Source organism: Pseudomonas sp. MG-9 (genome assembly GCF_018729515.1).
Taxonomy (GTDB): domain Bacteria; phylum Pseudomonadota; class Gammaproteobacteria; order Pseudomonadales; family Pseudomonadaceae; genus Aquipseudomonas; species Aquipseudomonas serboccidentalis.
The window spans coordinates 38,873-62,944 of record NZ_JAHHZH010000006.1; the positions used below are offsets into that span (position 1 = coordinate 38,873).

The window sequence follows — 24,072 nt, forward strand, 5'->3', positions numbered from 1 at the left end:
GATGAGCACGCTCGCGATGACTCAAGCGCCGCCCTTGCGCCGGTTTTCCAACCTGCTCTACCGCAAACCGAACCTGTACCTGTCGCTGCTGCTGGTGCCGCCACTGCTGTGGTTTGGCGCGATCTATCTCGGCTCGTTGCTGGTGCTGTTGTGGCAGGGTTTCTACACCTTCGACGACTTCACCATGGCGGTCACCCCCGACCTGACCCTGGCCAACTTTGCCGCGCTGTTCCAACCGTCGAACTTCGACATCATCCTGCGCACGCTGAGCATGGCCATCGTTGTGTCCATCGCCAGCGCCATCGTCGCGTTCCCGATTGCCTACTACATGGCGCGCTACACCACAGGCAAGACCAAAGCGTTTTTCTACATCGCGGTGATGATGCCGATGTGGGCCAGTTACATCGTCAAGGCCTACGCGTGGACATTGCTGCTGGCCAAGGGCGGCGTGGCGCAGTGGTTCGTGCAGCATCTGGGGCTGGAGCCGGTGTTGCAGTTCATTCTGGGGATTCCCGGGGTCGGCGGCAGCACCTTGTCGACCTCGCATCTGGGCCGCTTCATGGTGTTCGTCTATATCTGGCTGCCGTTCATGATCCTGCCGATCCAGGCGTCGCTGGAACGCCTGCCGCCGTCACTGTTGCAGGCGTCCGCCGACTTGGGCGCGAAGCCGCGCCAGACCTTTATGCAGGTGATTCTGCCGCTGTCGATTCCCGGCATTGCGGCGGGCTCGATCTTCACTTTTTCGCTGACCCTGGGCGACTTCATCGTGCCGCAACTGGTCGGCCCGCCGGGCTACTTCGTCGGCAGCATGGTTTATGCGCAGCAAGGTGCGATCGGCAATATGCCAATGGCCGCAGCGTTTACGTTGGTGCCGATTGTGTTGATCGCGGTTTACCTGTCCATCGTCAAACGACTGGGGGCCTTCGATGCGCTCTAATTCAGAAAAGCAGGGGGAAAAAGCGTCCCTCGGATTAAAGATCGCAGCCTGGGGCGGGTTGGTGTTTCTGCACTTTCCGATCCTGATCATCTTCCTTTACGCCTTCAACACCGAGGAAGCGGCGTTCAGCTTTCCACCGAAAGGCTTCACGCTGCATTGGTTCAGCGTGGCGTTTTCGCGGCCGGACGTGCTGGAAGCGATCAAGCTGTCGCTGCAGATTGCCGCCATCGCCACGTTGATCGCGATGGTGCTCGGCACGCTGGCTTCGGCCGCGTTGTACCGCCGCGACTTCTTCGGCAAACAGGGTATTTCGCTGATGCTGATCCTGCCGATTGCGTTGCCGGGGATCATCACCGGGATCGCCCTGCTGGCGACGTTCAAGACGCTGGGGATCGAGCCGGGGATGTTCACCATCATTGTCGGCCACGCGACCTTCTGTGTGGTGATCGTCTACAACAACGTCATCGCCCGCCTGCGCCGCACGTCGCACAGCCTGATCGAGGCGTCGATGGACCTCGGCGCCGACGGCTGGCAGACCTTCCGCTACATCATCCTGCCGAACCTCGGGTCGGCCTTGCTCGCGGGCGGCATGCTGGCGTTTGCACTGTCGTTCGACGAGATCATCGTTACCACGTTCACCGCCGGGCATGAGCGCACGTTGCCGTTGTGGCTGCTCAATCAACTCAGCCGCCCACGGGATGTGCCGGTAACCAACGTCGTCGCCATGCTGGTGATGATGGTGACCATGCTGCCGATTCTCGGCGCGTATTACCTGACGCGCGGTGGCGAAAGTGTCGCGGGCAGCGGCGGCAAATAACCGAATAACCACTGAACAAACCGAATCCCTGTAGGAGCTGCCGAAGGCTGCGATCTTTTGATGTTGCTTTGAAGATCAAGATCAAAAGATCGCAGCCTTCGGCAGCTCCTACATGGCTTCGGTTTCGGCAGAACAATAAAAGTGTTAGTGAGGACAAAACCATGCAAACCAAACTCCTGATCAACGGCCAACTGGTCAACGGCGAAGGCCCGGCGCAACCGGTGCTCAACCCTTCGCTTGGCGAAGTGTTGGTGGAGATCAACGATGCCAGCGAAGCCCAGGTCGATGCCGCCGTGCGCGCCGCGGACAACGCCTTCGCTGCGTGGTCGCAAACCACGCCGAAAGACCGCTCGTTGCTGCTGCTCAAACTCGCCGACGCCATCGAAGCCCATGGCGAGGAGCTGGCCAAACTCGAATCCGCCAACTGCGGCAAACCCTACAGCGCCGCGCTCAACGACGAGATCCCGGCAATCGCCGACGTGTTCCGTTTCTTCGCCGGTGCCAGCCGTTGCATGAGCGGCTCGGCCGGTGGCGAATACCTGCCCGGCCACACCTCGATGATTCGCCGCGACCCGGTAGGCGTGATCGCTTCCATCGCGCCGTGGAACTACCCGCTGATGATGGTCGCCTGGAAAATCGCCCCGGCACTGGCCGCCGGTAATACCGTGGTGCTCAAGCCGTCGGAACAGACCCCGCTGACCGCGTTGCGTCTGGCCGAACTGGCGTCGGAAATCTTCCCGGCCGGCGTACTCAATCTGGTGTTTGGTCGCGGTCCTACCGTGGGCAGCCCGCTGGTCACGCATCCGAAAGTGCGCATGGTCTCGCTGACCGGCTCGATCGCCACCGGTTCGAACATCATTTCCAGCACCGCCGACAGCGTCAAACGCATGCACATGGAGCTGGGCGGCAAGGCGCCGGTGATCATCTTCGACGACGCCGATATCGATGCGGCGGTGGAAGGTATTCGCACCTTTGGTTTCTACAACGCCGGCCAGGACTGCACCGCCGCGTGCCGCATCTACGCGCAGCAAGGCATCTACGACACGTTCGTCGAGAAGCTCGGTGCGGCGGTCAGCAGCATCAAGTACGGCTTGCAGGATGATCCGTCCACCGAACTGGGGCCGCTGATTACGGCGCAGCACCGCGACCGTGTCGCCGGGTTCGTCGAGCGCGCCGTGGCCCAGCCGCACATCCGTTTGATCACCGGCGGCAAGGCTGTTGAAGGCAACGGTTTCTTCTTCGAACCGACGGTGCTGGCCGACGCGCAGCAGGACGACGAGATCGTCCGCCGCGAAGTGTTCGGGCCGGTGGTGTCGGTGACTCAATTCACCGATGAAGCGCAAGCACTGGAATGGGCCAACGATTCGGACTACGGGCTCGCCTCCTCGGTGTGGACGGCGGATGTAGGACGCGCCCATCGCCTGTCTGCCCGTTTGCAGTACGGCTGCACCTGGGTGAACACACACTTCATGCTCGTCAGCGAAATGCCCCATGGCGGTCAGAAATTGTCCGGCTACGGCAAGGACATGTCCATGTACGGGCTGGAGGACTACACCACGGTTCGGCATGTGATGTTCAAGCATTAACAGCGAAAAGATCGCAGCCTGCGGCAGCTCCTACAGGAGAGTGGCGTCCATCATGTAGGAGCTGCCGCAGGCTGCGATCTTTTCCGCGACACACGGATGATGTCGGCGATTCAGCACCAGGCGTCACCGAAACCAAAACAATAACTACCGACCCGGGCGGCGCCCGAAAAGCCCCGCCACGGCCTCGGCCATCCGAAATCTGCCGATTTCACGGAGCAACCACACATGAGTGCCTCACCCGATCTCTCCGCCGCTGTTGCCGACAGCGATGCCGAACAACTGCGCAAACTGGGCTACACCTCGAACTTCAACCGCAGTATGAGCCTGTGGGAAAACTTCGCCTTGGGCTTCACTTATCTGTCACCGGTCGTCGGGGTTTATACCCTGTTCGGCCTGTGCCTCGCCGCTGGCGGGCCACCGATGTTCTGGGCCTATTTACTGGTCGGTTGCGGCCAGTTGCTGGTGTGCCTGATCTTCGGCGAAGTGGTTTCGCAGTTCCCGATTTCCGGCGGCGTCTATCCGTGGGCGCGGCGTTTGGTGGGCAAGAAGTGGGCATGGATGGTCGGCTGGATCTACTCCATCGCCCTGTGCGTCACCATCGCGGCGGTGGCCGTCGGCGCCGGCCCGTACCTTGCGGCCATGATGGGCTTCGAGCCGAGCAACAACACCAACATCGTCATCGCCCTGGTGCTGACCCTGTTCGCCACGCTGGTCAATCTGAGCGGTACCCAAGTGCTGGCGCGCATTGCCATGTTCGGCTTCCTCTGCGAACTGGTCGGCGCGGTGATCGTCGGCGTTTACCTGCTGATCTTCGAACGTCACCAACCGCTGAGCGTGCTGTTCAACACCTTCGACATCAGCGTCGACGGCTCGTACCTGCCGGCGTTCCTCACCGCTTCGCTGGCGGGGATGTTCCTCTACTACGGCTTCGAGGCTTGCGGTGATGTCGCCGAAGAAACCCCGAACCCCAGCGCAAAAATCCCGGTGGCCATGCGCATGACCATCTACATCGGCGGCATTGCGGCGATGTTCGCCTGCCTGGCGCTGATCCTCGCCGTGCCGGACATGCAAGCGGTGATCAACGGCACCGACAAGGACCCGGTCACCACCATCCTCAACAACGCCTTCGGCCCGGTCGGTTCGAAAGTGGTGATGGGCGTGGTGATGATTTCCTTCATCTCCTGCGTCATCAGTCTACAGGCCGCAGCGAGCCGTCTGCTGTACTCCTATGCTCGCGACGAAATGGTCATCGGCAGCCGACTGCTGAAAAAGATTTCTCCTACCACCCAGGTGCCGGTTGCCGCACTGTTCGTCTCCGGCGTCCTGCCCGCGCTGATCATCGCCCTCGGCTTCTTCCTGCAGGACGCCGTGGCCACCATCGTCAGCTTCGCCGCCATCGGCATCTACCTCGCGTTCCAGATGATCGTCCTGGCCGCCCTCTACGCCCGCAGCAAAGGCTGGAAACCCAGCGGCAAGTTCACCCTCGGCGCGTGGGGCTGGCCGGTGAACATCGGCGCGCTGGTGTACGGCGTTGGCGCCATCATCAACATGGCCTGGCCGCGTACGCCGGATGCGGCGTGGTACGTGAACTATGCGATGGTGTTGAGCACCGCGATCGTGATTGGGTTGGGCTTGGTTTATATGTGGATTGGCAAGCCGTATGACCATGGCAAGGCGCCGGCTGGGGATGCGTGGAAGGTGAGTCGCTAAGCGTTTTTGACCCCGGCTCCGACAAGGTGCCGGGGTTCAGTAAAGTCGAACAAAATCATCAAAAAGAAAGCTCTGCCTGATCGTGCTTCAGCAAAGAGATACGATCGAACAACCTGATTTTTTCGTTGGCTTTTTGCTTGGCGTGATCGGACATGAATGCAATCAACTCTTCGAGCTGACTGACGTCTCCAACCACTTTGAATTCCTTTTCCTTGTTGACGAAAACAAGCGACTTCTTCTTTCTCGATAACAGTTCTATGACGTTGCTGAGCGTGCCGGTGCTCTTTGCATCCCAGATCATCAAGCCGTAGTCAGCCGCTTCAGCCATGACGACGTCTTTCTCAGTGAAGAAGGCTCTCGACCCTTTGGAATGCTTGGAGTCGACTGTTCTGGCGGGCCATTTCCCAAGATTATTCCGCGGCGTTGAACCACTGCAGAACACCGTGGTTCTGGATCGTTCGAGGCTCAACAGGTACTCCTGAATGGAGGTATCGGCCCCCCCTGCATCACCCACCACCACCTCAAAATCAGACGCAACGATATTATTGATACGCTCTTTAACCTTCGGATCAAGGTTCTTGATGTTGATAGAGCCGGCAATAAATACAGTCGTCATTGAGTTCACTTCCAAGTTAGCGCTGCTACGTAAATCTTCCCTACCTTTGGATATTTACGCAAAACAGCGCAGGCCGCGTCCATCGACGCCCCGCTATCAAACAAATCATCCACAACCAAAACATTCCAGCGCCCATCCGTGGTGATTTCATCATTGACGCTGAAACTGTCTCCAATCGCAGCAACCTTGTCTGCTTTCGAATGCAAATCCTTGAGCGACTTTCCCGTGGCCGCTTTTCGAAGCAAATCCGAGAAAACCGGCAGCCCAGGTCATTCCGATGTTGCGCGAAACCAACGCAATACCTGTCGAGCAGCGACCAAGCCTGAGTTCGGTGAACTGGGCTGGCGCCACCGTGCCCCTGCTGCATTGGCAACAGCAGGCGTGGGTCAACCTGTGGCGAGGGAGCTTGCTCCCGCAGGGTCGCGCAGCGGCCCCTGTGCAAAAAGCAGGGACAGCTGCGCAGTCCAGCGGGACGATTCGACAAGCTCCCTCGCCACAGTCTTTCGCGCCGTTAAAACCTGGAAACACTGCGCATCGCATCCACCAGATACCGCATCGCGATCCGGTCACTTTCCGACAACTCGCGATAGCGCTCCACCAGCTTCAATTCATCAGAGCTCAACCGACGCCTTCTGCGTCCGACGCTCAGGCAGGGGAAGATGCCGAGCATTTCGGTGATGCCTTGTACTTTTGCCATGGACGATGTCCTTCTCTAATACTTCAAAGAATTGCTTGATCACCACATCGCCCTGCCCCTTACAGCAGCGCCTGTGCCCTGCCGGTCGCGCCGGCCATGCCCATAGAATAGGAAGTTAATCGGCGCTGAAAAGCTGTTTTTAGAGTAATTAGTCGAGAAAAGCAGATATGCCCTGTAAATCAGAACGTGCCGTCGGAAAATTTACCGACATGTCTTGTTTCATTGACACTCTGTCACTGTGCTATCAACGAATTTTGCAACGCGAGCGAACCGTTTAAGCTAGCGGGCATCTGTTTATAGTCCGTTGCGTTTGGCCGAAGGCTTGTCCGAACCGTAATTTCTGATCCAGCACGTGCCAGGAAAGGCGCGGGATTGCTCACGACAGGTTGTATTTATGCACCGCAGAAATTTGCTCAAAGCGTCGATGGCCATTGCGGCTTACACCGGTCTCTCGGCTTCCGGCCTGCTGGCCGCCCGTGCCTGGGCAGCCAATGGTGGCGCCGCTGATGGCGAGGCCCAGGCCTTCGACTTCGAAGCGCTCAAGCGCCAGGCCAAGCAATTGGCCGGCTCGGCCTATCAGGACACCAAACAGGTGCTGCCGCCGACCCTGGCGACCATGACCCCGCAGAACTTCAATGCGATTCGCTACGACGGCGACCATTCGCTGTGGAAAGAGAACAAGGGGCAGCTGGACGTGCAGTTCTTCCACGTCGGCATGGGTTTCCGGCAGCCGGTGCGCATGTACAGCGTCGATCCCAAGACCCGTACCGCCCGCGAGGTGCATTTCCGCCCGACGCTGTTCAACTACGAAAACACCTCGGTCGACACCCAGCAGCTCAAGGGCGACCTGGGTTTTGCTGGCTTCAAGCTGTTCAAGGCACCGGAACTGGATCGTCATGACGTGGTGTCGTTCCTCGGCGCCAGCTACTTCCGCGCGGTGGACGCCACTGGCCAATATGGCCTCTCGGCCCGTGGTCTGGCGGTCGACACTTACGCGAAGAAGCGCGAAGAATTCCCTGACTTCACCAAATTCTGGTTCGAGACTCCGGAGCAGAACGCCACTCGTTTTGTGGTCTACGCCCTGCTCGACTCACCGAGCGCCACCGGCGCGTACCGCTTCGACATCGATTGCCAGGCCGAACGCGTGGTGATGGAGATCGACGCCCACATCAACGCGCGTACCGCCATTGAACAACTGGGCATCGCGCCGATGACCAGCATGTTCAGCTGCGGCACCCACGAACGCCGCATGTGCGACACCATCCACCCGCAGATCCACGACTCCGATCGCCTGGCGATGTGGCGTGGCAATGGCGAGTGGATCTGCCGTCCGCTGAACAACCCGGCGACCCTGCAGTTCAATGCGTTCGCCGACACTGATCCGAAGGGTTTCGGCCTGGTGCAGACCGACCACGAGTTCGCCAACTATCAGGACACCGTCGACTGGTACAGCAAGCGCCCGAGCCTGTGGGTCGAACCGACCACCGCGTGGGGCGAAGGCTCTATCGATCTGCTGGAAATTCCGACCACCGGCGAGACCCTCGATAACATCGTGGCGTTCTGGACCCCGAAAAAACCAGTGGCTGCCGGCGATTCGCTGAACTACGGCTACAAGCTTTATTGGAGCGCCCTGCCCCCCGTCGGCACGCCGCTGGCGCGAGTGCATGCGACCCGTTCAGGCATGGGTGGCTTCGTCGAAGGCTGGGCACCGGGCGAGCATTACCCGCCGGTCTGGGCCCGTCGTTTTGCCGTGGACTTCACCGGGGGCGGCCTGGATCGCCTGCCGCAGGGCACCGGGATCGAACCGGTGGTCACCTGCTCCAACGGCAAGGTGCAGGACTTCAGCGTGCTGGTGCTCGATGACATCAAGGGTTACCGGATCCTGTTCGACTGGTATCCGACCAACGACAGCGTCGATCCGGTGGAGCTGCGCTTGTTCATCCGCACCAATGACCGCACGTTGAGCGAGACCTGGTTGTACCAGTACTTCCCGCCGGCGCCGGACAAGCGCAAATACCCTTGATGATTCTCCAGCGTCTGATTGGGCCTCATCGCGAGCAGGCTCACTCCTACAGTTGATCGGTGTCGAACACTCATTTTGTGAACGACAGATACCCCTGTAGGAGTGAGCCTGCTCGCGATAGCGTCCGCCCAGTCAGCACAAAAACACCAACCAGAAAAAAAGCCCCAGCCATCACTGGCTGGGGCTTCTGCATTTCAAAGATTCACTCAATCGCGCAGATCAGACTCATGAATCGGTTGATCACGATGGGTCGCGCGCTGATATTGCGCTGGCCACACTGCTTTGCGCCCGCCCAGATCATCGTCGGCGTGCAGCGGCCAGTACGGGTCGCGCAGCAGCTCGCGGGCGAGGAAGATGATGTCAGCCTGACAGGTGCGCAGAATATGCTCAGCCTGTGCCGGCTCGGTAATCATGCCGACGGTGCCGGTGGCGATGCCTGACTCCTTGCGTACCCGTTCGGCGAACCGTGTCTGGTAGCCCGGCCCAACGGGAATCTCGGCGTTGGCGGCGGTGCCACCGGACGAGACGTCGATCAGATCCACCCCCAATGCCTTGAGGCGACGCGCCAGCTCCACGGTTTCATCCGGGTTCCAGCCGTCTTCAACCCAATCGGTTGCTGACACCCTGACGAACACCGGCAACTCTTGCGGCCAGACCTCGCGAACGGCCTCGGTGATTTGCAGCACCAGTCGAATACGGTTTTCGAACGAGCCACCGTATTGATCGCGGCGCTGGTTACTCAACGGTGACAGAAACTGATGCAGCAGATAGCCGTGGGCGGCATGCACCTCGACCACACTGAAACCTGCCGTCAGCGCACGCTTGGCTGCGGCGACGAAGGCTTGAATGACTTCGCCGATCTGCGCTTCATCGAGCTGTTTCGGTTGCGTGTGTTGCGGGTCGAAGGCAATCGGCGATGGCCCGACCGGGGTCCAGCCGCCATCCTCCGGTTTGACGCTGCCATGTTTGCCGAGCCACGGCCGATGGGTGCTGGCCTTGCGCCCGGCGTGGGCCAGCTGGATGCCGGCGACAGCGCCCTGGGCGGTGATGAAACGGGTGATGCGTTGCAGCGGTTCGATCTGTTCGTCGTTCCACAAACCGAGGTCTTCGGCGGTGATCCGCCCGTCGGCCGTGACCGCCGTGGCCTCTGTGAAAACCAGGCCGGCGCCGCCCACCGCACGGCTGCCCAGGTGCACCAGATGCCAGTCATTGGCCAGTCCGTCGACGCTGGAGTACTGGCACATCGGCGAGACGGCGATGCGGTTGGGCAGGGTCAGTTGGCGAAGGATAAAGGGTTCGAGCAGCAGACTCATGGGGCACCTCTCAAATCAGTGGGCAGGCTCCAGGGTTCTGTTTGAAAAGTCGACGAGTGACAGGAAACGGTGCAGCACCCGCCCCCGCGGGCAAAACATTCGACAAGACGTCACAAGGCCAATCAAGCAGTGCTTAGAGCCTAGTCGACAACCGGGGATGAGGGAGGGTTCAAGCAAACTTTGCTGGCCCGATAACCTGTGGCGAGGGGGCTTGCCCCCGTTGGGCTGCGAAGCGGCCCCGGCTTTTCAGAGAAGCAGGAACCCGCCAGGGCTGCGCACTGGAACGGGGGCAAGCCCCCTCGCCACAGAGTTGTTCGAAATGTTTTAACCGATCAACGCGGTTCGATGTGGGCAATCATCAACTGCACCGTCTCATTGCCCCGAAACTCGTTGACGTCGAGCTTATAAGCCAGTTCAACCCACTGAATGGTCGGGTTCGGCCAGACATCACGGTCGATGCCGAAGGCGATGCCGTCGAGTTTCACCGAGCCGCACTCGCTTTTCAGCACCACTTTCAGATGCCGCTCACCCACCACGCGCTGCTCGACCAACTGGAACACGCCATGGAACAGCGGCTCGGGGAAGTGCTGCCCCCACGGCCCGGCGTGACGCAGGGCGCGGGCCAGTTCGAGGTGGAATTCCTCGACCGCCAGCGTGCCGTCCGACAGCATGCGCCCGGTAAGGTCTTCCTCGCGAAGTTGCCGACGCACTTCGGCGTCGAATGCTTCGGCGAAAAGAGGAAAATTCTCCTGCGGCAAGGTCAGGCCGGCCGCCATGGCGTGTCCACCGTACTTGGCGATCAGATTCGGATGCTGCGCGGCCACCACACTCAGGGCATCACGAATGTGGAAGCCCTGCACCGAACGCCCCGAGCCCTTGAGCAGACCGTCACCGGCATCGGCGAAGGCAATGGTCGGGCGGAAATAACGCTCTTTCATCCGCGACGCAAGAATGCCGATCACGCCCTGGTGCCACTCGGGATCGAACAGGCACAGGCCGAACGGCATCGATTCCATCGGCAAGTCCTTGAGCTGGGCCAGCGCCTCACGCTGCATCCCCTGCTCGATGGATTTGCGATCCTGGTTCATGCCGTCCAGTTGCGCGGCCATTTCCCGCGCCAGATTGGCGTCGGCGGTCAGCAGGCATTCGATACCCAGGCTCATGTCGTCCAGGCGCCCCGCCGCATTCAGGCGCGGGCCGACAATAAAGCCCAGATCCGTGGAGGTGATACGCGCCGCATCACGCTTGGCGACTTCGAGAATCGCCTTGATCCCCGGCCGTGCACGCCCGGCGCGAATCCGCTCCAGCCCCTGATGCACCAGAATCCGGTTGTTGGCGTCCAGCGGCACCACGTCGGCGACGCTGCCCAACGCCACCAGATCCAGCAGTTCGCCAATGTTCGGTTGTGGCTTGCTCTCGTACCAGCCAAGGCTGCGCAGACGCGCGCGCAAGGCCATCAACACGTAGAAAATCACCCCGACCCCGGCCAGCGCCTTGCTCGGAAACTCACAGCCTGGCTGGTTCGGATTGACCAGCGCATCAGCCTGCGGCAGCTCATCGCCGGGCAAGTGGTGGTCGGTGATCAACACCTTGAGCCCGGCCTTTTTCGCAGCTGCCACGCCCTCGACGCTGGAGATGCCGTTGTCGACGGTGATCAGCAACTGCGGCTCGCGGCTCAGCGCGACTTCGACGATTTCCGGAGTCAGGCCGTAGCCGTATTCGAAGCGGTTCGGCACCAGATAATCGACATGTGCTGCGCCCAGCAGACGCAAGCCAAGCACGCCGACCGTACTGGCCGTCGCGCCATCGGCGTCGAAGTCACCGACGATCAGGATCCGCTGGCGCTGCTCCAGCGCCGTCACCAGCAGATCCACCGCCGCCTCGATGCCTTTGAGCTGCTGGAACGGAATCAGCCGCGCCAGGCTTTTATCCAGCTCCGCCTCGGACTGCACGCCCCGCGCCGCGTATAAACGGGTCAACAGCGGTGGCAGGTCACCGAGAAACGGCAGAGTGGCAGGCAACGGTCGAGGATCAATACGCATGGGGTAACGGAAACTTCTCTTGAATACGTGGGATTAATCAGTCGCGACGCGGGATCAGCCGCGTTCGCCTGCCAGCCATTCCAGTTGGACTTCGTGTTGACCACGGTCGTCGGTGACGAAGATCGTGCCTTCGCTGATCATCACGTCCCACTTGATGACGCGGGGCATGTCCTTGGCCAGGGTTTCCAGCACTTCTTGCGGCACGGCGGCGATGTTGACGTTTTTCAGGTTCTTCGCCACCGGCACCACTTTGCCTTCCCACACACGCAGGCTGCCGTAGGCCAGCAGGCTGGTGCGTTCGGTGCGACGCGAGCACCAGGTCAGACGATCGGCGTCCGGCTGGCCGACTTCGATCCAGTGCAGGACGCGGTCATCCAGGCTTTTTTCCCACAGCGCAGGTTCATCCACGTCCGACAGACCACGGCCAAACGACAGCAGTTCGTTGTACCAGAGGGCGTAGGCCAGCAGCCGCACGGTCATGCGCTCTTCGGTTTCCGAAGGGTGACGGGCGATGGTCTGCTTGACGCTCTCGTAGACGCTGCGGTCGAGGTCGGTGAGGTTCAGTTCGAATTTATAGGTAGTGGACGGCTGGGCCATGAACGGGCTTCTTGATACGAGGAAAGTCGGCAAGTCTAACCGATGCGGTAGGCAATCATCGAATTGATGGCGATCAACCTGCGGCGTCTGACAGTCGGCTATGTTAAAACGCTGTATCCGCACAGCCTTGTCCTACAGGATTCAGTATGCCGTTCGCCAACAAACCGCTCAGCGGTGTGAAAGTCATTGAATTGGGTACGTTGATTGCCGGGCCGTTTGCCTCGCGCATTTGCGGCGAGTTCGGTGCCGAAGTGATCAAGATCGAATCGCCCGACGGCGGCGACCCGCTGCGCAAGTGGCGCAAATTGTATGAAGGCACCTCGTTGTGGTGGTTCGTTCAGGCGCGCAACAAAAAGTCGCTGACGCTGAACCTCAAGCACCCCGATGGCCTGGCGATCCTGAAAAAACTCCTCGGCGAAGCCGACATCCTGATCGAGAACTTCCGTCCTGGCGTGCTGGAAAAACTCGGGCTGAGCTGGGAAACCCTGCACGCGCTGAACCCGAAACTGGTGATGGTGCGCCTCTCGGGCTTCGGCCAGACCGGCCCGATGAAAGATCAACCGGGCTTCGGTGCGGTCGGCGAGTCCATGGGCGGTTTGCGCTACATCACCGGTTTCGAAGACCGGCCACCGGTGCGCACCGGAATTTCCATCGGTGACTCGATTGCCGCGCTGTGGGGCGTGATCGGCGCGTTGATGGCGCTGCGTCATCGCGAAGTGAATGGCGGGCTCGGCCAAGTGGTCGATGTGGCGCTCTACGAAGCGATCTTCGCGATGATGGAAAGCATGGTCCCGGAGTTCGACGTGTTCGGCTTCATCCGCGAGCGCACCGGCAACATCATGCCGGGCATCACGCCGTCCTCGATCCACACCAGCGCCGACGGCAAGCATGTGCAGATCGGTGCCAATGGCGACGCGATTTTCAAGCGTTTCATGCTGATCATCGGCCGCGAGGATCTGGCCAATGACCCGGCGCTGGCGAGCAACGACGGGCGCGACAGTCGCCGTGACGAGTTGTATGGGGTGATTGATCGGTGGGTCAACTCGCTGCCGCTGCAAAGCGTGCTCGACCTGCTGAACCAGGCAGAAGTGCCGGCCAGCCGGATCTTCAGCGCCGAAGACATGTTCAGCGATCCGCAGTACCTGGCGCGGGAGATGTTCCTGCAGGCCAAACTGCCGGACGGCAAGCCCTTCAAGATGCCGGGCATCGTGCCGAAACTCTCTGAGACACCGGGTACGTCCGAATGGGTCGGGCCGCAGCTCGGTGAACACAATGCGCAGGTTCTAAGCGATCTTGGCTATGACGAACAGCAGATCGCCCACTTGCGCGCAGACGGAGCCATTTAAGCTGAAACCTCGGCAGACATCGGACGCCAACCGCGCCCACCACTGGTGGACGTGGCGGCTGTTCGGCTTATTGTTTCTGCTGACCCTGCCGGCCTGGGCCCAGGCCAAACCGACGTTGACCTGGTTACTGCGCGACCTGCCGCCCCTGACCATTTTCGAAGGCCCGAAAAAGGGTCAGGGCGTGATCGATCACCTGCTGCCGATGCTGATTGCCGGCATGCCGCAATACGAACACACGCTGATGCGGGTCAACCGCGCCCGGGGCATGCAGATGCTGCACGAGCCGTCCTTTACCTGCGATCCCTCGCTGATCTGGAGCAAGGAGCGCACGCAATGGATCGCGTTCTCCATCCCGGCGTTTCGCGCTGTCAGTAATGGACTGGTGGTGCGTCAGAAGGATCGCGACGTACTGGCACCGTACCTGATCGATGGCGAAGTCGATCTGACGGCATTTCTGGCCAACGGCGAAATCAAGGTCGGAGTCGTCGCAGAACGCAGTTACGGCGAGTTTCTCGACACTCTGCTCAAGCAGGCCCCCGTCGGTGCGTTAACGCCGCATTACGGCAACGATGCCCTGAGCAGCCTGCTGTCGATGCAGCGCCTGGGCCGTCTGCAGGTGGTTTTGGGCTATTGGCCCGAAATCCGCTACCAAGCCCATCAGGCGCAAATTGCCGAAGATGAATTGGTGTTCTATCCGATTCAGGGCACAGGCAAGTACCTGTCGGGATACGTCGGCTGCTCTGACACTGCCGAAGGTCGGCAAGCCATCAGCGAGATCAACCAACTGCTGCGCACCCTGCCCCATGAGCACCTGAACCGGCTCTACGCCGACTGGCTGGACCCGGGCATGCGTAGCGATTATCTCGAACAGGCACAGATATTTTTCGAGCAACAGACCGCGCCGTAAAACCTGCAGGCAAAAAGAAACCCCGAGAAGTGGGGAGACGACTCGGGGTTAAACGTGGCCTGTATAAAGACCCGTAGCAGCAAGCGACAAGCACCGGAGCACAATGCTTGATCCTGCTGTTATGGGGTCTGACTGACGGGGATGCAGGAAGGTTCCCACAAAAAATATTTCATCTTTACAGGGCCGCGCGCTTATCCAGCGCCGCATTGCGCAAGGCCGCGATGACACACGGCTCCAGTCGCCCTTCGGCGATCAGGACGTCGCGGTGCAAACCGTCAACGACGTCTGTCAGCAGGCGTTTGTCGGTCAACTGCGCCTGATTGAATTCGCGCTCCACCACGAGGGCGCCGTTGCTGTTCTTGAGGGTCACCAGGCATTCGCCGTGGGCACCACAAGGGGTCAACGTCACCTGATACGGGCTCAGAGCCTCACCGAGCAATAGACTGATACTTTCCATCTCGATCTCCACTCAATAGTCCGAAAACATTGTGCCTGGGGCGTGTTCACAATAAATGACCACCGGCCCGAGAAGAAAGTTCTGAATACCGGGCTCCTCCCTGAGCAGTTACCGGTCTGTCAGAGCATGCACGCTGAAGATGACAGAAAAATATCGGTGCTGTTCAGGCGATGAGCGGCGTACGCGTGGCCGCCAGATAGGCGTCCAGCAGGCCTCTCATCAATACTGCCGAGACCGGCGTATGCAGGCGCCCCAGCAACATCGGCTCACGTCCCTGCAGCAAGTGTTCAAGATCCGTCAGCAGGCCGGCGGCCACCGGCCCCAGCAGAATCAGCCCGCGAGCCTGGCGCTGTGCCGCCAGGTGGTGGATCAGCGCCATTCCATCGCCACCCTTGAGCTGCGGATCGCAGATCGCAATATCCACCGCACCGCGATGGCCCAGGGAAACCAGCGCCGAGGACCCTGTCGGCGCGGTGAGCACGTCGTAGATGCCGATGGCATTGAGCATCTGATGCAACGCCATCAGTTGGAACGGATTGGGTTCAAGAATCAGGACTTTTAGCGAGCGCATCGACGACCTCGGAAACGGCGGTGGCGGACTCTTGCCGCATGGGCCGTTCACTCTAGGGGAGCCGTCCTCAGCCTCCCATCGGAAAAGGCGTCGCGTCCTATAGGACATTTCCCATCTTCAGTGCGGACATTGGCAGCCGCTTTCCGTGCGGCGCTGGCTGATGTCGGTCCAGCCACCGAGCAGGCCACGCAATTGTCCGTCGGCGCTGTAAAACGGTACGGTCCACTGGTAGATCGCTTTGGGGCCGCTTTTGAACGCCAGCTGACGTTTGCTGAAACGGGCCTTGCGCGTGTGCATCTGCACCATGAACTCGTCGTGCAGCATCCGTGCAATGGCTTCGGGCAGCGCATCGACTTCGAACAGCAGCCGCCCCTGCACCTGCTCGAACCGGATCGAAAGCGCTTCTTCGTAGCTGCGATTACACATCACCAGGCGACCTTGCAGGTCGCGAACGAAGACCGGATCAGGCATCGCATCGATCAACGCGTGCTGAAAGGCCAGTTGGTCGCCCAAGTGTTTTTCCGCTTCGCACCGTTGCCGGATGACGGCGGTAAGCCGCCGGTTCCAGACCAGCGATAACAGCCCGAAGGCCCCCAGCCCCCCCATGCCCCAGCAGCCCCAACCGACGATTTCGTCCCACAGCGAAAGCGGCGCCGGCGGAGCAACACCGCCCAGCCACTTCACTCGGATGGCACGTAACTCTGCGGCGGGAAAGGCGGCCAGCGCCTTGTTCAGGATGCTCACCAGTTCCGGCAAGCCCTTGCGCACGGCCAAGTGATCGGCTTCCCAGCGCCCCTCCACCAAAGCGCCGACCTTGAGCAAGCCGGAAGGAAACAGCTGCGCACCGATTTCATTTTCAATGGTGGCATAGGCCTCACCGCTTTCAACCAGCGCCCGCGCCTCGGCATACGTCTTGACCGAAAGCACCTCGATTGACGGATATTCGCGCCGAACAGCGTCCTCCAGCGCGTGCCTTGCAGGCAATACCAATACCCGTTTGACCAGTTGTTCCAGAGACTGGATCGCCGGCTCGTCCTTGCGTCCGACGAACACCCAGCCTGCACCGCCAAACGCGTGACTGAAATCCAGGAACACTTTGCGCTGGTCATTCATCGCCAGGGTCGTACTCAGATCCGCCGCGCCACTTTGCAGGCGCTCCAGCATCTGATCGGTGGAAAACGATTCCTCGTGCACAAACTGCAAACCGGTCATGGCACTGATGCGTTTGAGCACATCAATGTTCAAGCCTGTCCAGTGACCGTGTTCGTCCTGGAACAGGTACAAGGGATATTGCACCGAAGCGACCGTCACGCTGGGGTTGTCACGTATCCAGCGCCGCTCTCGCTCGTCCAGCTCAATCAGCTCGATCTTCTGTGCCTGCACCTGTTCGTGCAGCACCATTTGTGCCGCCATGCCCCCGCGAACGAATCCACTCAGGCACAACAACAGGAACCAGCCCAGGGCCGGTTTAATTGCTCGTTCAAACAGCATTGCCACTTCCTTCGTGATCGACTCACCCGTCCTTCATGGGCGAAAACCCGAGCAGTGTGGCAGCAGAAACAAAAAAGCCCGTCAAGAGACGGGCTTCAAAATGTGACAGCTTTTTCGGCTTAGAGCGGCTTGCCGCGGTTGCCATGCTGGCTGACAAAGGCCTGTACGGCTTTGAGCTCATTTGGCAGAACGGTGCAGCGCTCGTTTCGCTCAAACAAATCAGAAAGATGTGCAGGCAGTTCGAGAGCTTTTCCTACACCCGCTTTCTCCACGGCATCCGGGAATTTCACCGGATGTGCGGTGCCCAGGATCACCATCGGGATGTCCAGGCTGCGTCGGCATTCGCGGGCAGCACGCACGCCGATGGCAGTGTGCGGATCCAGCACTTCACCGCACTGCTCGTAGACTTCGGCGATGGTTTCGCAGGTTTGCGCGTCATCCACGGCCAGTGAGTCGAACAGCTTGCGGGCTTCGGTCCAGCGCTCTTGTTCGACGCTGAAACCACCGCCCTGCTTGAACGAGTCCATCAGCCCGGCAATCGCGGCACCGTTGCGACCGTGCAGGTCGAACAGCAGGCGTTCGAAGTTCGACGAGACCATGATGTCCATCGACGGCGACAGCGTGGCGTGCAGGGTTTCCTTGACGTACTGGTTGCCGCTCATGAAGCGGTGCAGGATGTCGTTGCGGTTGGTGGCGACGATCAACTGGTTGATCGGCAGGCCCATGTTGCGCGCCAGGTAACCGGCGAAGATGTCACCGAAGTTGCCGGTCGGTACCGAGAACGCCACCGAACGCGCCGGGCCGCCCAACTGCAGGGCTGCGTGGAAGTAGTAGACGATCTGGGCCATGATCCGCGCCCAGTTGATCGAATTGACCGCGACCAGGCGCGTGCCCTTGAGGAAGCTCTGGTCGGCAAAGCTCGCCTTGACCATTTCCTGGCAGTCATCGAAGTTGCCTTCGATGGCGATGTTGTGGATGTTCTCGCCGAGAATGGTGGTCATCTGCCGACGCTGCACCTCGGACACACGGTTGTGCGGGTGCAGGATGAAGATGTCGACGTTTTCGCAATGCTTGCAGCCTTCGATGGCGGCCGAACCGGTGTCACCGGAGGTGGCGCCGACGATCACCACGCGCTCGCCGCGCTTTTCCAGCACGTAGTCGAGCAGACGACCGAGCAATTGCAGGGCGAAGTCCTTGAACGCCAGAGTCGGGCCGTGGAACAGCTCCATGACCCATTCATTGCCATTCAACTGACGCAGCGGCGCAACGGCGCTGTGCGAGAACACGCCGTAGGTTTCTTCGAGGATCTTTTTGAAATCGGCGTCAGGAATGCTGCCGGTGACAAACGGGCGCATGACGCGGAAAGCCAGCTCGTGATACGGCAGGCCGGCCCAGGAAGCGATTTCTTCCTGGGTGAAACGTGGCAGGTTTTCCGGGACGTACAAACCGCCGTCGGTGGCGAGACCGGCCAGCAGGACATCTTCGAAATTCAGGGCCGGTGCCTGGCCGCGGGTACTGATATAACGCATGAGGGCAAACCTTCGGTTTGAGCTACAAGCTGTGAGCTACAAGCTACAAGTGAAAAGCGGCTCTGCTTTTACTTGCAGCTTGAAGCTGGAAACTTGCCGCTGCTGTTAATTCAAGTGTTCGACGCGGATCCGCACAACCGGACCATTGACGCCGGCCAGTGCTTCGAGGGCGGTGATCGCATCGTTGATGCGCTGCTCGACCACGCGATGGGTCAGCAGGATCATCGGCACCAGGCCGTCGTGCTCTTCGACTTCCTTCTGCATGATCGACTCGATGTTGATGCCACGCTCCGAGAGGATGCTCGCCACCTGAGCCAGTACGCCCGGATGGTCCTTGGCCTGAATGCGCAGGTAGTAGGCGCTTTCGCAGGCTTCGATCGGCAGGATCGGATGGGCCGACAGCGAGTCGGGCTGGAAGGCCAGGTGCGGCACGCGGTTTTCCGGGTCGGAAGTCATCGCGCGAACCACGTCCACCAGGTCGGCGATCACCGACGAGGCGGTCGGCTCCATGCCGGCGCCGGCGCCGTAGAACAGCGTCGAACCCGCGGCGTCACCGTTGACCATCACCGCGTTCATCACGCCGTTGACGTTGGCGATCAGACGATCGGCCGGAATCAGCGTCGGGTGTACGCGCAATTCGATACCGGCCGCAGTGCTGCGGGCCACACCGAGGTGCTTGATGCGGTAGCCCAGCGCTTCGGCGTAGTTCACGTCGGCGGTAGTCAGTTTGGTGATGCCTTCGGTGTAAGCCTTGTCGAATTGCAGCGGAATGCCGAACGCGATCGAAGCCAGAATCGTCAGCTTGTGCGCCGCGTCGATGCCTTCGACGTCGAAGGTCGGATCGGCTTCGGCGTAGCCCAGCGCCTGCGCTTCGGCCAGCACGTCTTCGAAGGTGCGACCCTTCTCGCGCATTTCGGTGAGAATGAAGTTACCGGTGCCGTTGATGATCCCGGCGACCCAGTTGATGCGGTTGGCGGACAGGCCTTCACGGATCGCCTTGATCACCGGAATGCCGCCGGCCACAGCCGCTTCGAATGCCACGATCACGCCTTTCTCGCGTGCCTTGGCGAAAATCTCATTACCGTGAACGGCAATCAGTGCCTTGTTCGCGGTGACCACATGCTTGCCATTCTCGATGGCCTTGAGTACCAGCTCGCGGGCAACGGTGTAGCCGCCCATCAGCTCTATGACGATGTCGATCTCAGGGTTCGTGGCCACTTCGAAGACATCGTTGGTAATCGCAATACCGGTCGTCTGGAACTGAGGCTTTGGCGTGCGCATGGCAATTTGTGCCACTTCGATCCCACGCCCGGCACGACGAGCAATTTCCTCGGCGTTGCGCTGAAGTACGTTGAAGGTACCGCCACCGACGGTCCCTAACCCACAGATGCCTACTTTGACCGGATTCACTGTGAACTCCCCATGAAACGGCCGACGCAAGGTCGGCCGGAAAACAACCGCGTGCTCGCGGCTCTCTATTAATGGCCCGGCGATGTTGCTGCCGGACCATGATCGTCAAGGCTGACCGTGACGATGCGAATTACTTGGCGCCCAGTGCCAGTTTGGCGACTTGTGGCGCCGGCTGGTAGCCCGGAATGACTTGTCCGTCGGCCAAAACGATGGCCGGTGTGCCGTTCACGCCGATCGACTGACCGAGGGCGAACTGTTTGGAAACCGGGTTCGCGCACTTGGCGGCCTTGATTTCCTTGCCATCGACCATCTTGTCCATGGCGGCTTTCTTGTCGGTCGAGCACCACACGGCTTGCAGTTGCTCGTCACCCGGCGAACCGAGGCCCTGACGCGGGAACGCAACATAACGCACTTCGATGCCACGCTTGTTCAGCTCAGGCACTTCGGCGTGCAGCTTGTGGCAGTACGGGCAGGTGGTGTCGGTGAACACGGTGATGTGCGATTTGGTCTCGCCCACGGCCGGATAGACCACGGTTTCGGCCACCGGAATGGCGTTGATCAGTTTGGAGATGCCAAGGCGCTCGGTCTTCTCGGTCAGGTTGACCGGTTTGCCGTCCTTGAGCTGGAACAGGTAACCCTGAACGATGTACTGGCCGTCGGCGCTGGCGTACAGCACACGGCTGCCCTTGAGCTTGACTTCATACATGCCCGGCAACGGGCTGGCGCTGATGCTTTCTACCGGAACCTCGAGTTCGAGTTTTTCCAGGCTTTGACGAATGGCTTTGTCGGCCGCGTCATCGGCGACGGCAAAGGTGCTGACCAACGCAATGGCTGCGGCGGCGAAAATCTGGGTCAGACGCATGAGAACTCCTGAAGACGGACAAATGAAACGGTCAGAACGCCCGTGCCGGAACACCGGGTCATAACCGTCCATCGTGCAAACCGGCAAAGCCTAACACATAAGGCCCGCAGGGCCGAATGCGCCTGACACAAGACAGGTAGGAGCTGCCGAAGGCTGCGATCCTTTGACTTTTTTTTGAAATCACAAGCACGATCAAAAGATCGCAGCCTTCGGCAGCTCCTACAGGGATTTGGTTCAGCCTCTAGGGTGGTGTTTGGCATGCAGGTCCTGCAACCGTGCCCGCGCCACATGGGTGTAGATCTGCGTGGTCGACAAATCACTGTGCCCAAGCAGCATCTGCACCACCCGCAAATCCGCGCCGTGGTTGAGCAGGTGCGTGGCAAACGCATGGCGCAAAGTGTGCGGCGACAGCGTTTTGCCGATCCCGGCGACCTTGGCCCAATGCTTGATGCGGTGCCAGAAGGTCTGGCGGGTCATCTGTTCACCGCGCTGGCTGGGGAACAGCACATCACTGGGACGCCCGCCCAGCAGCTCGCTGCGGCCATCGCGCATATAGCGCTCGACCCAGACAATCGCTTCCTCGCCCATCGGCACCAGCCGTTCCTTGCTGCCCTTGCCCATCACCCGCAGCACACCCTGACGCAGGTTGACCTGCTCCAGCGTCAGGCTCACCAGTTCGGTCACCCGCAGACCACAGGCGTACAGCACTTCAAGCATGGCGCGATCACGCTGGCCGATGGTTTCGCTCAGATCCGGTGCCTTGAGCAGCGCCTCGACGTCAGCTTCCGACAGGGATTTGGGCAGCGGCCGACCCAATTGCGGCATGTCGACGCGCAAAGTCGGATCGACCGTAATCAGCTTTTCCCGCAACAGATAGCGATAAAAGCCACGCACGCCCGAGAGAAATCGGGCGGTGGAGCGCGGTTTGTAGTTCTGTTCCAGACGCCAGGCCAGATGGTCGAGGATCAACTCGCGACCGGCATTGATCAACTCCAGGTTCTTGTCCTGCAGCCAGCCGTTGAACAGCGCCAGGTCGCTGCGGTAGGCACCGCGGGTGTTGTCGGACAGGCCTTTTTCCAGCCACAGGGCGTCGAGGAATTGATCAATCAGCGGATGGTCGATGGCAGGCATGGGCGCTCAAGACACGCAGCCTCAGGGACGGCGCGCAAATGTAGAGTGAACTGTAGGAATGGACGCTAGTCTTTCATAGCCCGCAATTTCAAGGAACAGGGAGCATCAATGAACGAGCAGCAAATTCTCTTGGCATTTGGCGGGATCGGTGCCGCGGCGCTGGGTTGCCAATGGCTGGCGTGGCGCTTGAAGCTGCCGGCGATTCTGTTTCTGTTGCTGACCGGGATTCTCGCCGGCCCGATTCTGGGCTGGCTTGATCCGCAGGAAATGTTCGGCCCGCTGCTGATGCCGCTGGTCTCGCTGGCGGTGGCGTTGATCCTGTTCGAGGGCAGCCTGACCCTGCATCTGTCCGAGTGGCGCGAGATCGGCAGCGTCGTGCATCGCCTGGTAACCCTCGGCGCCCTCGTCACATGGGTGGTAATCGCCGTCGCAACGCATTTCTTGCTCGGCTTCGACTGGCTGCTCGCGATCCTCTTCGGCAGCCTGACGCTGGTGACCGGCCCGACCGTGATCGTGCCGATGCTGCGGGTGGTGCGGCCGAAAGCGTCGATTGCCAACATTCTGCGCTGGGAAGGCATCGTCATCGACCCGATCGGTGCCCTGCTCGCGGTGGTGGTCTACAGCTTCATCATCGCCAGCGGCGAGGGCCACGGGCTCAAGCAAAGTCTACTGACCTTCGGTGGCGTGATTCTCTGCGGCAGCGTGTTCGGCATCGTCGGTGGCTGGGTACTGGGCACCATCATCCGCCGCCAGTGGTTGCCGGAATACCTGCACAACCTCGCCTCGCTGGCGGCAGTGCTGGGGATTTTCATTGCGTCCAACGAGGTGATGCACGAGTCCGGCCTGCTCGCGGTGACGCTGATGGGCATGTGGCTGGCGAACATGAAGGGCGTGGATGTACGGCACATTCTGCACTTCAAGGAAAACCTCAGCGTGCTGCTGATTTCCGGGCTGTTCATTCTGCTCGCGGCGCGCCTGGATCTGAATGCGCTGATCGGCCTCGGGCCACTGGTGCTGATTCTGTTGTTGGTGATTCAACTGATCGCCCGCCCGCTGAACGTCTTGCTGAGTACCGCCGGCTCCAGTCTGAGCTGGCGTGAGCGCGCCTTGTTGTGCTGGATCGCCCCGCGCGGGATCGTGGCGGCAGCGGTGTCGGCGATTTTCGCGATTCGCCTGGATGAGGCCGGGCACGAAGGCGCCCTGCTGCTGGTGCCACTGACGTTCGCAGTGATCATCGGCACGGTGGTTCTGCAGAGCGCAACCGCTCGGCCACTGGCCCGCCTGCTGAACGTGGCGGAACCGGCGCCCAGCGGCTTCCTGATCGTCGGCGCCAACGGCCCGGCGCGGGCGCTGGGCAAATCACTGCAACAACTGGGCAGCCGGGTGCTGCTGACCGATTCGAGCTGGGAGAACATCCGCGCCGCGCGCATGGAAGGTTTGCCGACGTATTTCGGCAACCCGGCCTCGCAACATGCGGATGCGCATCTGGACCTGGTCGGGCTGGGGCACCTGCTGGCACTGTCGCCGTCGGGCGAACTCAATACGCTGGCGGCGATGCGCTTTCGCCACGACTTCGGTCATCAGCGCCTGTTTGGTCTGGCCAGCGGGCATGAAAGCCGTCGAAGCGACAAGCACCGCGCGAGCCTTGAGCACCGGGGCAATCAGCTGGGCAGCGATGCTCTCACCTACGCGAAACTGGCCAGCCAGATGGGCCAGGGCGCCGAGTTGTACAGTACGACGCTGACGGACGGGTTCGGTTGGGATGATTACCGCGCGCTACATGGCAATCGCGCCACGTTGCTGTTCATGCGTGATGACAGCGGCTGGGTGCATGTGGTGACGCCGGAGACTACGGTGAAACCGGGATCGGGGTGGACGCTGCTGGCGTTGATTCAGCCTGAGATCAGCGGCGTTTGATCTGGTGCCTTCGCGGGCAGGCTCGCTCCCACAGGTTCTGTGCCGGACACAAATTTGTGTTCACCCAGATCACTGTAGGAGCGAGCCTGCTCGCGAATGGCGCGACTCGGCCC

At 60.6% G+C, this 24,072-nt stretch carries 21 protein-coding genes and 1 pseudogene; 9 read left to right on the forward strand and 13 right to left on the reverse strand.

The window, feature by feature from the left end:
- Window position 1: 1 nt before the first annotated feature.
- The 4 genes from KKQ10_RS16765 (at window position 2) to KKQ10_RS16780 (ending at window position 5,050) form a co-directional block, all read left to right on the forward strand.
- The gene (locus KKQ10_RS16765; RefSeq protein WP_045122310.1) at window positions 2-937 is read left to right on the forward strand and encodes an ABC transporter permease; all 936 of its coding nucleotides are present in this window, start codon (window positions 2-4) and stop codon (window positions 935-937) included.
- Window positions 927-1,754: an ABC transporter permease gene (locus KKQ10_RS16770; protein WP_127650803.1), complete on the forward strand. Its 828-nt coding sequence runs from the start codon at window positions 927-929 to the stop codon at window positions 1,752-1,754. Before KKQ10_RS16765 ends, KKQ10_RS16770 begins: the two co-directional genes overlap by 11 nt.
- A gap of 161 nt (window positions 1,755-1,915) precedes the next feature.
- The gene (locus KKQ10_RS16775; protein ID WP_215501724.1) at window positions 1,916-3,340 is read left to right on the forward strand and encodes a gamma-aminobutyraldehyde dehydrogenase; all 1,425 of its coding nucleotides are present in this window, start codon (window positions 1,916-1,918) and stop codon (window positions 3,338-3,340) included.
- A gap of 225 nt (window positions 3,341-3,565) precedes the next feature.
- Window positions 3,566-5,050, forward strand: a complete 1,485-nt coding sequence (locus KKQ10_RS16780) for an APC family permease (RefSeq protein ID WP_215501725.1) — start codon at window positions 3,566-3,568, stop codon at window positions 5,048-5,050.
- A 58-nt stretch (window positions 5,051-5,108) separates the two neighbouring features.
- Here the strand turns inward: KKQ10_RS16780 and KKQ10_RS16785 are convergent, their stop codons facing one another.
- Entirely contained in the window at window positions 5,109-5,666 is a 558-nt protein-coding gene (locus tag KKQ10_RS16785) for a hypothetical protein (protein WP_215501726.1), read from the reverse strand.
- Window positions 5,667-5,671: 5 nt separating this feature from the next.
- Window positions 5,672-5,911 carry a phosphoribosyltransferase gene (locus KKQ10_RS16790; protein ID WP_252191652.1) on the reverse strand — a complete coding sequence of 80 codons (240 nt, stop codon included), beginning with the start codon at window positions 5,909-5,911 and terminating at the stop codon, window positions 5,672-5,674.
- 20 nt (window positions 5,912-5,931) lie between these two features.
- Here KKQ10_RS16790 and KKQ10_RS28440 point away from each other — a divergent pair.
- A pseudogene (locus KKQ10_RS28440) lies at window positions 5,932-6,066 on the forward strand (phage antirepressor protein); the annotation flags it as partial.
- 111 nt (window positions 6,067-6,177) lie between these two features.
- Here KKQ10_RS28440 and KKQ10_RS16795 read toward each other — a convergent pair.
- On the reverse strand, window positions 6,178-6,363 hold the full coding sequence (locus tag KKQ10_RS16795; protein ID WP_127650809.1) for a hypothetical protein: 186 nt from the start codon (window positions 6,361-6,363) through the stop codon (window positions 6,178-6,180).
- Window positions 6,364-6,757: 394 nt separating this feature from the next.
- Here KKQ10_RS16795 and KKQ10_RS16800 point away from each other — a divergent pair, with 394 nt between their 5' ends.
- A complete protein-coding gene (locus KKQ10_RS16800; protein WP_215501727.1) occupies window positions 6,758-8,386 on the forward strand; it encodes a glucan biosynthesis protein D in 1,629 nt (542 codons plus the stop codon).
- Between the two features lie 206 nt (window positions 8,387-8,592).
- Here KKQ10_RS16800 and KKQ10_RS16805 read toward each other — a convergent pair whose 3' ends face one another.
- The 3 genes from KKQ10_RS16805 to KKQ10_RS16815 all read right to left on the reverse strand — a co-directional run bounded on the left by KKQ10_RS16805 (window position 8,593) and on the right by KKQ10_RS16815 (window position 12,338).
- Entirely contained in the window at window positions 8,593-9,699 is a 1,107-nt protein-coding gene (locus KKQ10_RS16805) for an NADH:flavin oxidoreductase/NADH oxidase (RefSeq protein ID WP_215501728.1), read from the reverse strand.
- A gap of 332 nt (window positions 9,700-10,031) precedes the next feature.
- Complete coding sequence (gene recJ, locus KKQ10_RS16810; protein WP_215501729.1) at window positions 10,032-11,741, reverse strand: single-stranded-DNA-specific exonuclease RecJ; 1,710 nt, start codon at window positions 11,739-11,741, stop codon at window positions 10,032-10,034.
- Window positions 11,742-11,795: 54 nt separating this feature from the next.
- Window positions 11,796-12,338 carry a YaeQ family protein gene (locus KKQ10_RS16815; protein ID WP_003222001.1) on the reverse strand — a complete coding sequence of 181 codons (543 nt, stop codon included), beginning with the start codon at window positions 12,336-12,338 and terminating at the stop codon, window positions 11,796-11,798.
- Window positions 12,339-12,484: 146 nt separating this feature from the next.
- Between KKQ10_RS16815 and KKQ10_RS16820 the strand changes: the two genes are divergently transcribed.
- Complete coding sequence (locus KKQ10_RS16820) at window positions 12,485-13,684, forward strand: CaiB/BaiF CoA transferase family protein (RefSeq protein WP_215501730.1); 1,200 nt, start codon at window positions 12,485-12,487, stop codon at window positions 13,682-13,684.
- The gene (locus KKQ10_RS16825) at window positions 13,638-14,591 is read left to right on the forward strand and encodes a TIGR02285 family protein (RefSeq protein ID WP_215501731.1); all 954 of its coding nucleotides are present in this window, start codon (window positions 13,638-13,640) and stop codon (window positions 14,589-14,591) included. The genes KKQ10_RS16820 and KKQ10_RS16825 overlap by 47 nt, the downstream gene beginning before the upstream one ends.
- 175 nt (window positions 14,592-14,766) lie before the next feature.
- Here KKQ10_RS16825 and KKQ10_RS16830 read toward each other — a convergent pair whose 3' ends face one another.
- From KKQ10_RS16830 to xerD, 7 genes are all read right to left on the reverse strand, one after another.
- Window positions 14,767-15,048 (reverse strand): DUF3509 domain-containing protein, encoded by a 282-nt coding sequence (locus KKQ10_RS16830; protein WP_041063178.1) that lies wholly within the window; start codon window positions 15,046-15,048, stop codon window positions 14,767-14,769.
- A gap of 163 nt (window positions 15,049-15,211) precedes the next feature.
- Window positions 15,212-15,619, reverse strand: coding sequence for a response regulator (locus tag KKQ10_RS16835; RefSeq protein WP_215501732.1), 408 nt, complete (start codon window positions 15,617-15,619; stop codon window positions 15,212-15,214).
- 117 nt (window positions 15,620-15,736) lie between these two features.
- Window positions 15,737-17,110: a transporter substrate-binding domain-containing protein gene (locus KKQ10_RS16840; RefSeq protein ID WP_215501733.1), complete on the reverse strand. Its 1,374-nt coding sequence runs from the start codon at window positions 17,108-17,110 to the stop codon at window positions 15,737-15,739.
- Between the two features lie 119 nt (window positions 17,111-17,229).
- Entirely contained in the window at window positions 17,230-18,639 is a 1,410-nt protein-coding gene (gene thrC, locus KKQ10_RS16845) for a threonine synthase (RefSeq protein WP_127650825.1), read from the reverse strand.
- A 105-nt stretch (window positions 18,640-18,744) separates the two neighbouring features.
- Window positions 18,745-20,049, reverse strand: coding sequence for a homoserine dehydrogenase (locus tag KKQ10_RS16850; RefSeq protein WP_064586124.1), 1,305 nt, complete (start codon window positions 20,047-20,049; stop codon window positions 18,745-18,747).
- Window positions 20,050-20,179: 130 nt separating this feature from the next.
- Window positions 20,180-20,911 carry a bifunctional protein-disulfide isomerase/oxidoreductase DsbC gene (dsbC, locus tag KKQ10_RS16855; protein WP_007967782.1) on the reverse strand — a complete coding sequence of 244 codons (732 nt, stop codon included), beginning with the start codon at window positions 20,909-20,911 and terminating at the stop codon, window positions 20,180-20,182.
- Window positions 20,912-21,145: 234 nt separating this feature from the next.
- Window positions 21,146-22,042, reverse strand: coding sequence for a site-specific tyrosine recombinase XerD (gene xerD, locus KKQ10_RS16860; protein ID WP_215501734.1), 897 nt, complete (start codon window positions 22,040-22,042; stop codon window positions 21,146-21,148).
- Window positions 22,043-22,150: 108 nt separating this feature from the next.
- Here xerD and KKQ10_RS16865 point away from each other — a divergent pair, with 108 nt between their 5' ends.
- Complete coding sequence (locus tag KKQ10_RS16865; RefSeq protein WP_215501735.1) at window positions 22,151-23,959, forward strand: cation:proton antiporter; 1,809 nt, start codon at window positions 22,151-22,153, stop codon at window positions 23,957-23,959.
- Window positions 23,960-24,072: the final 113 nt, after the last annotated feature.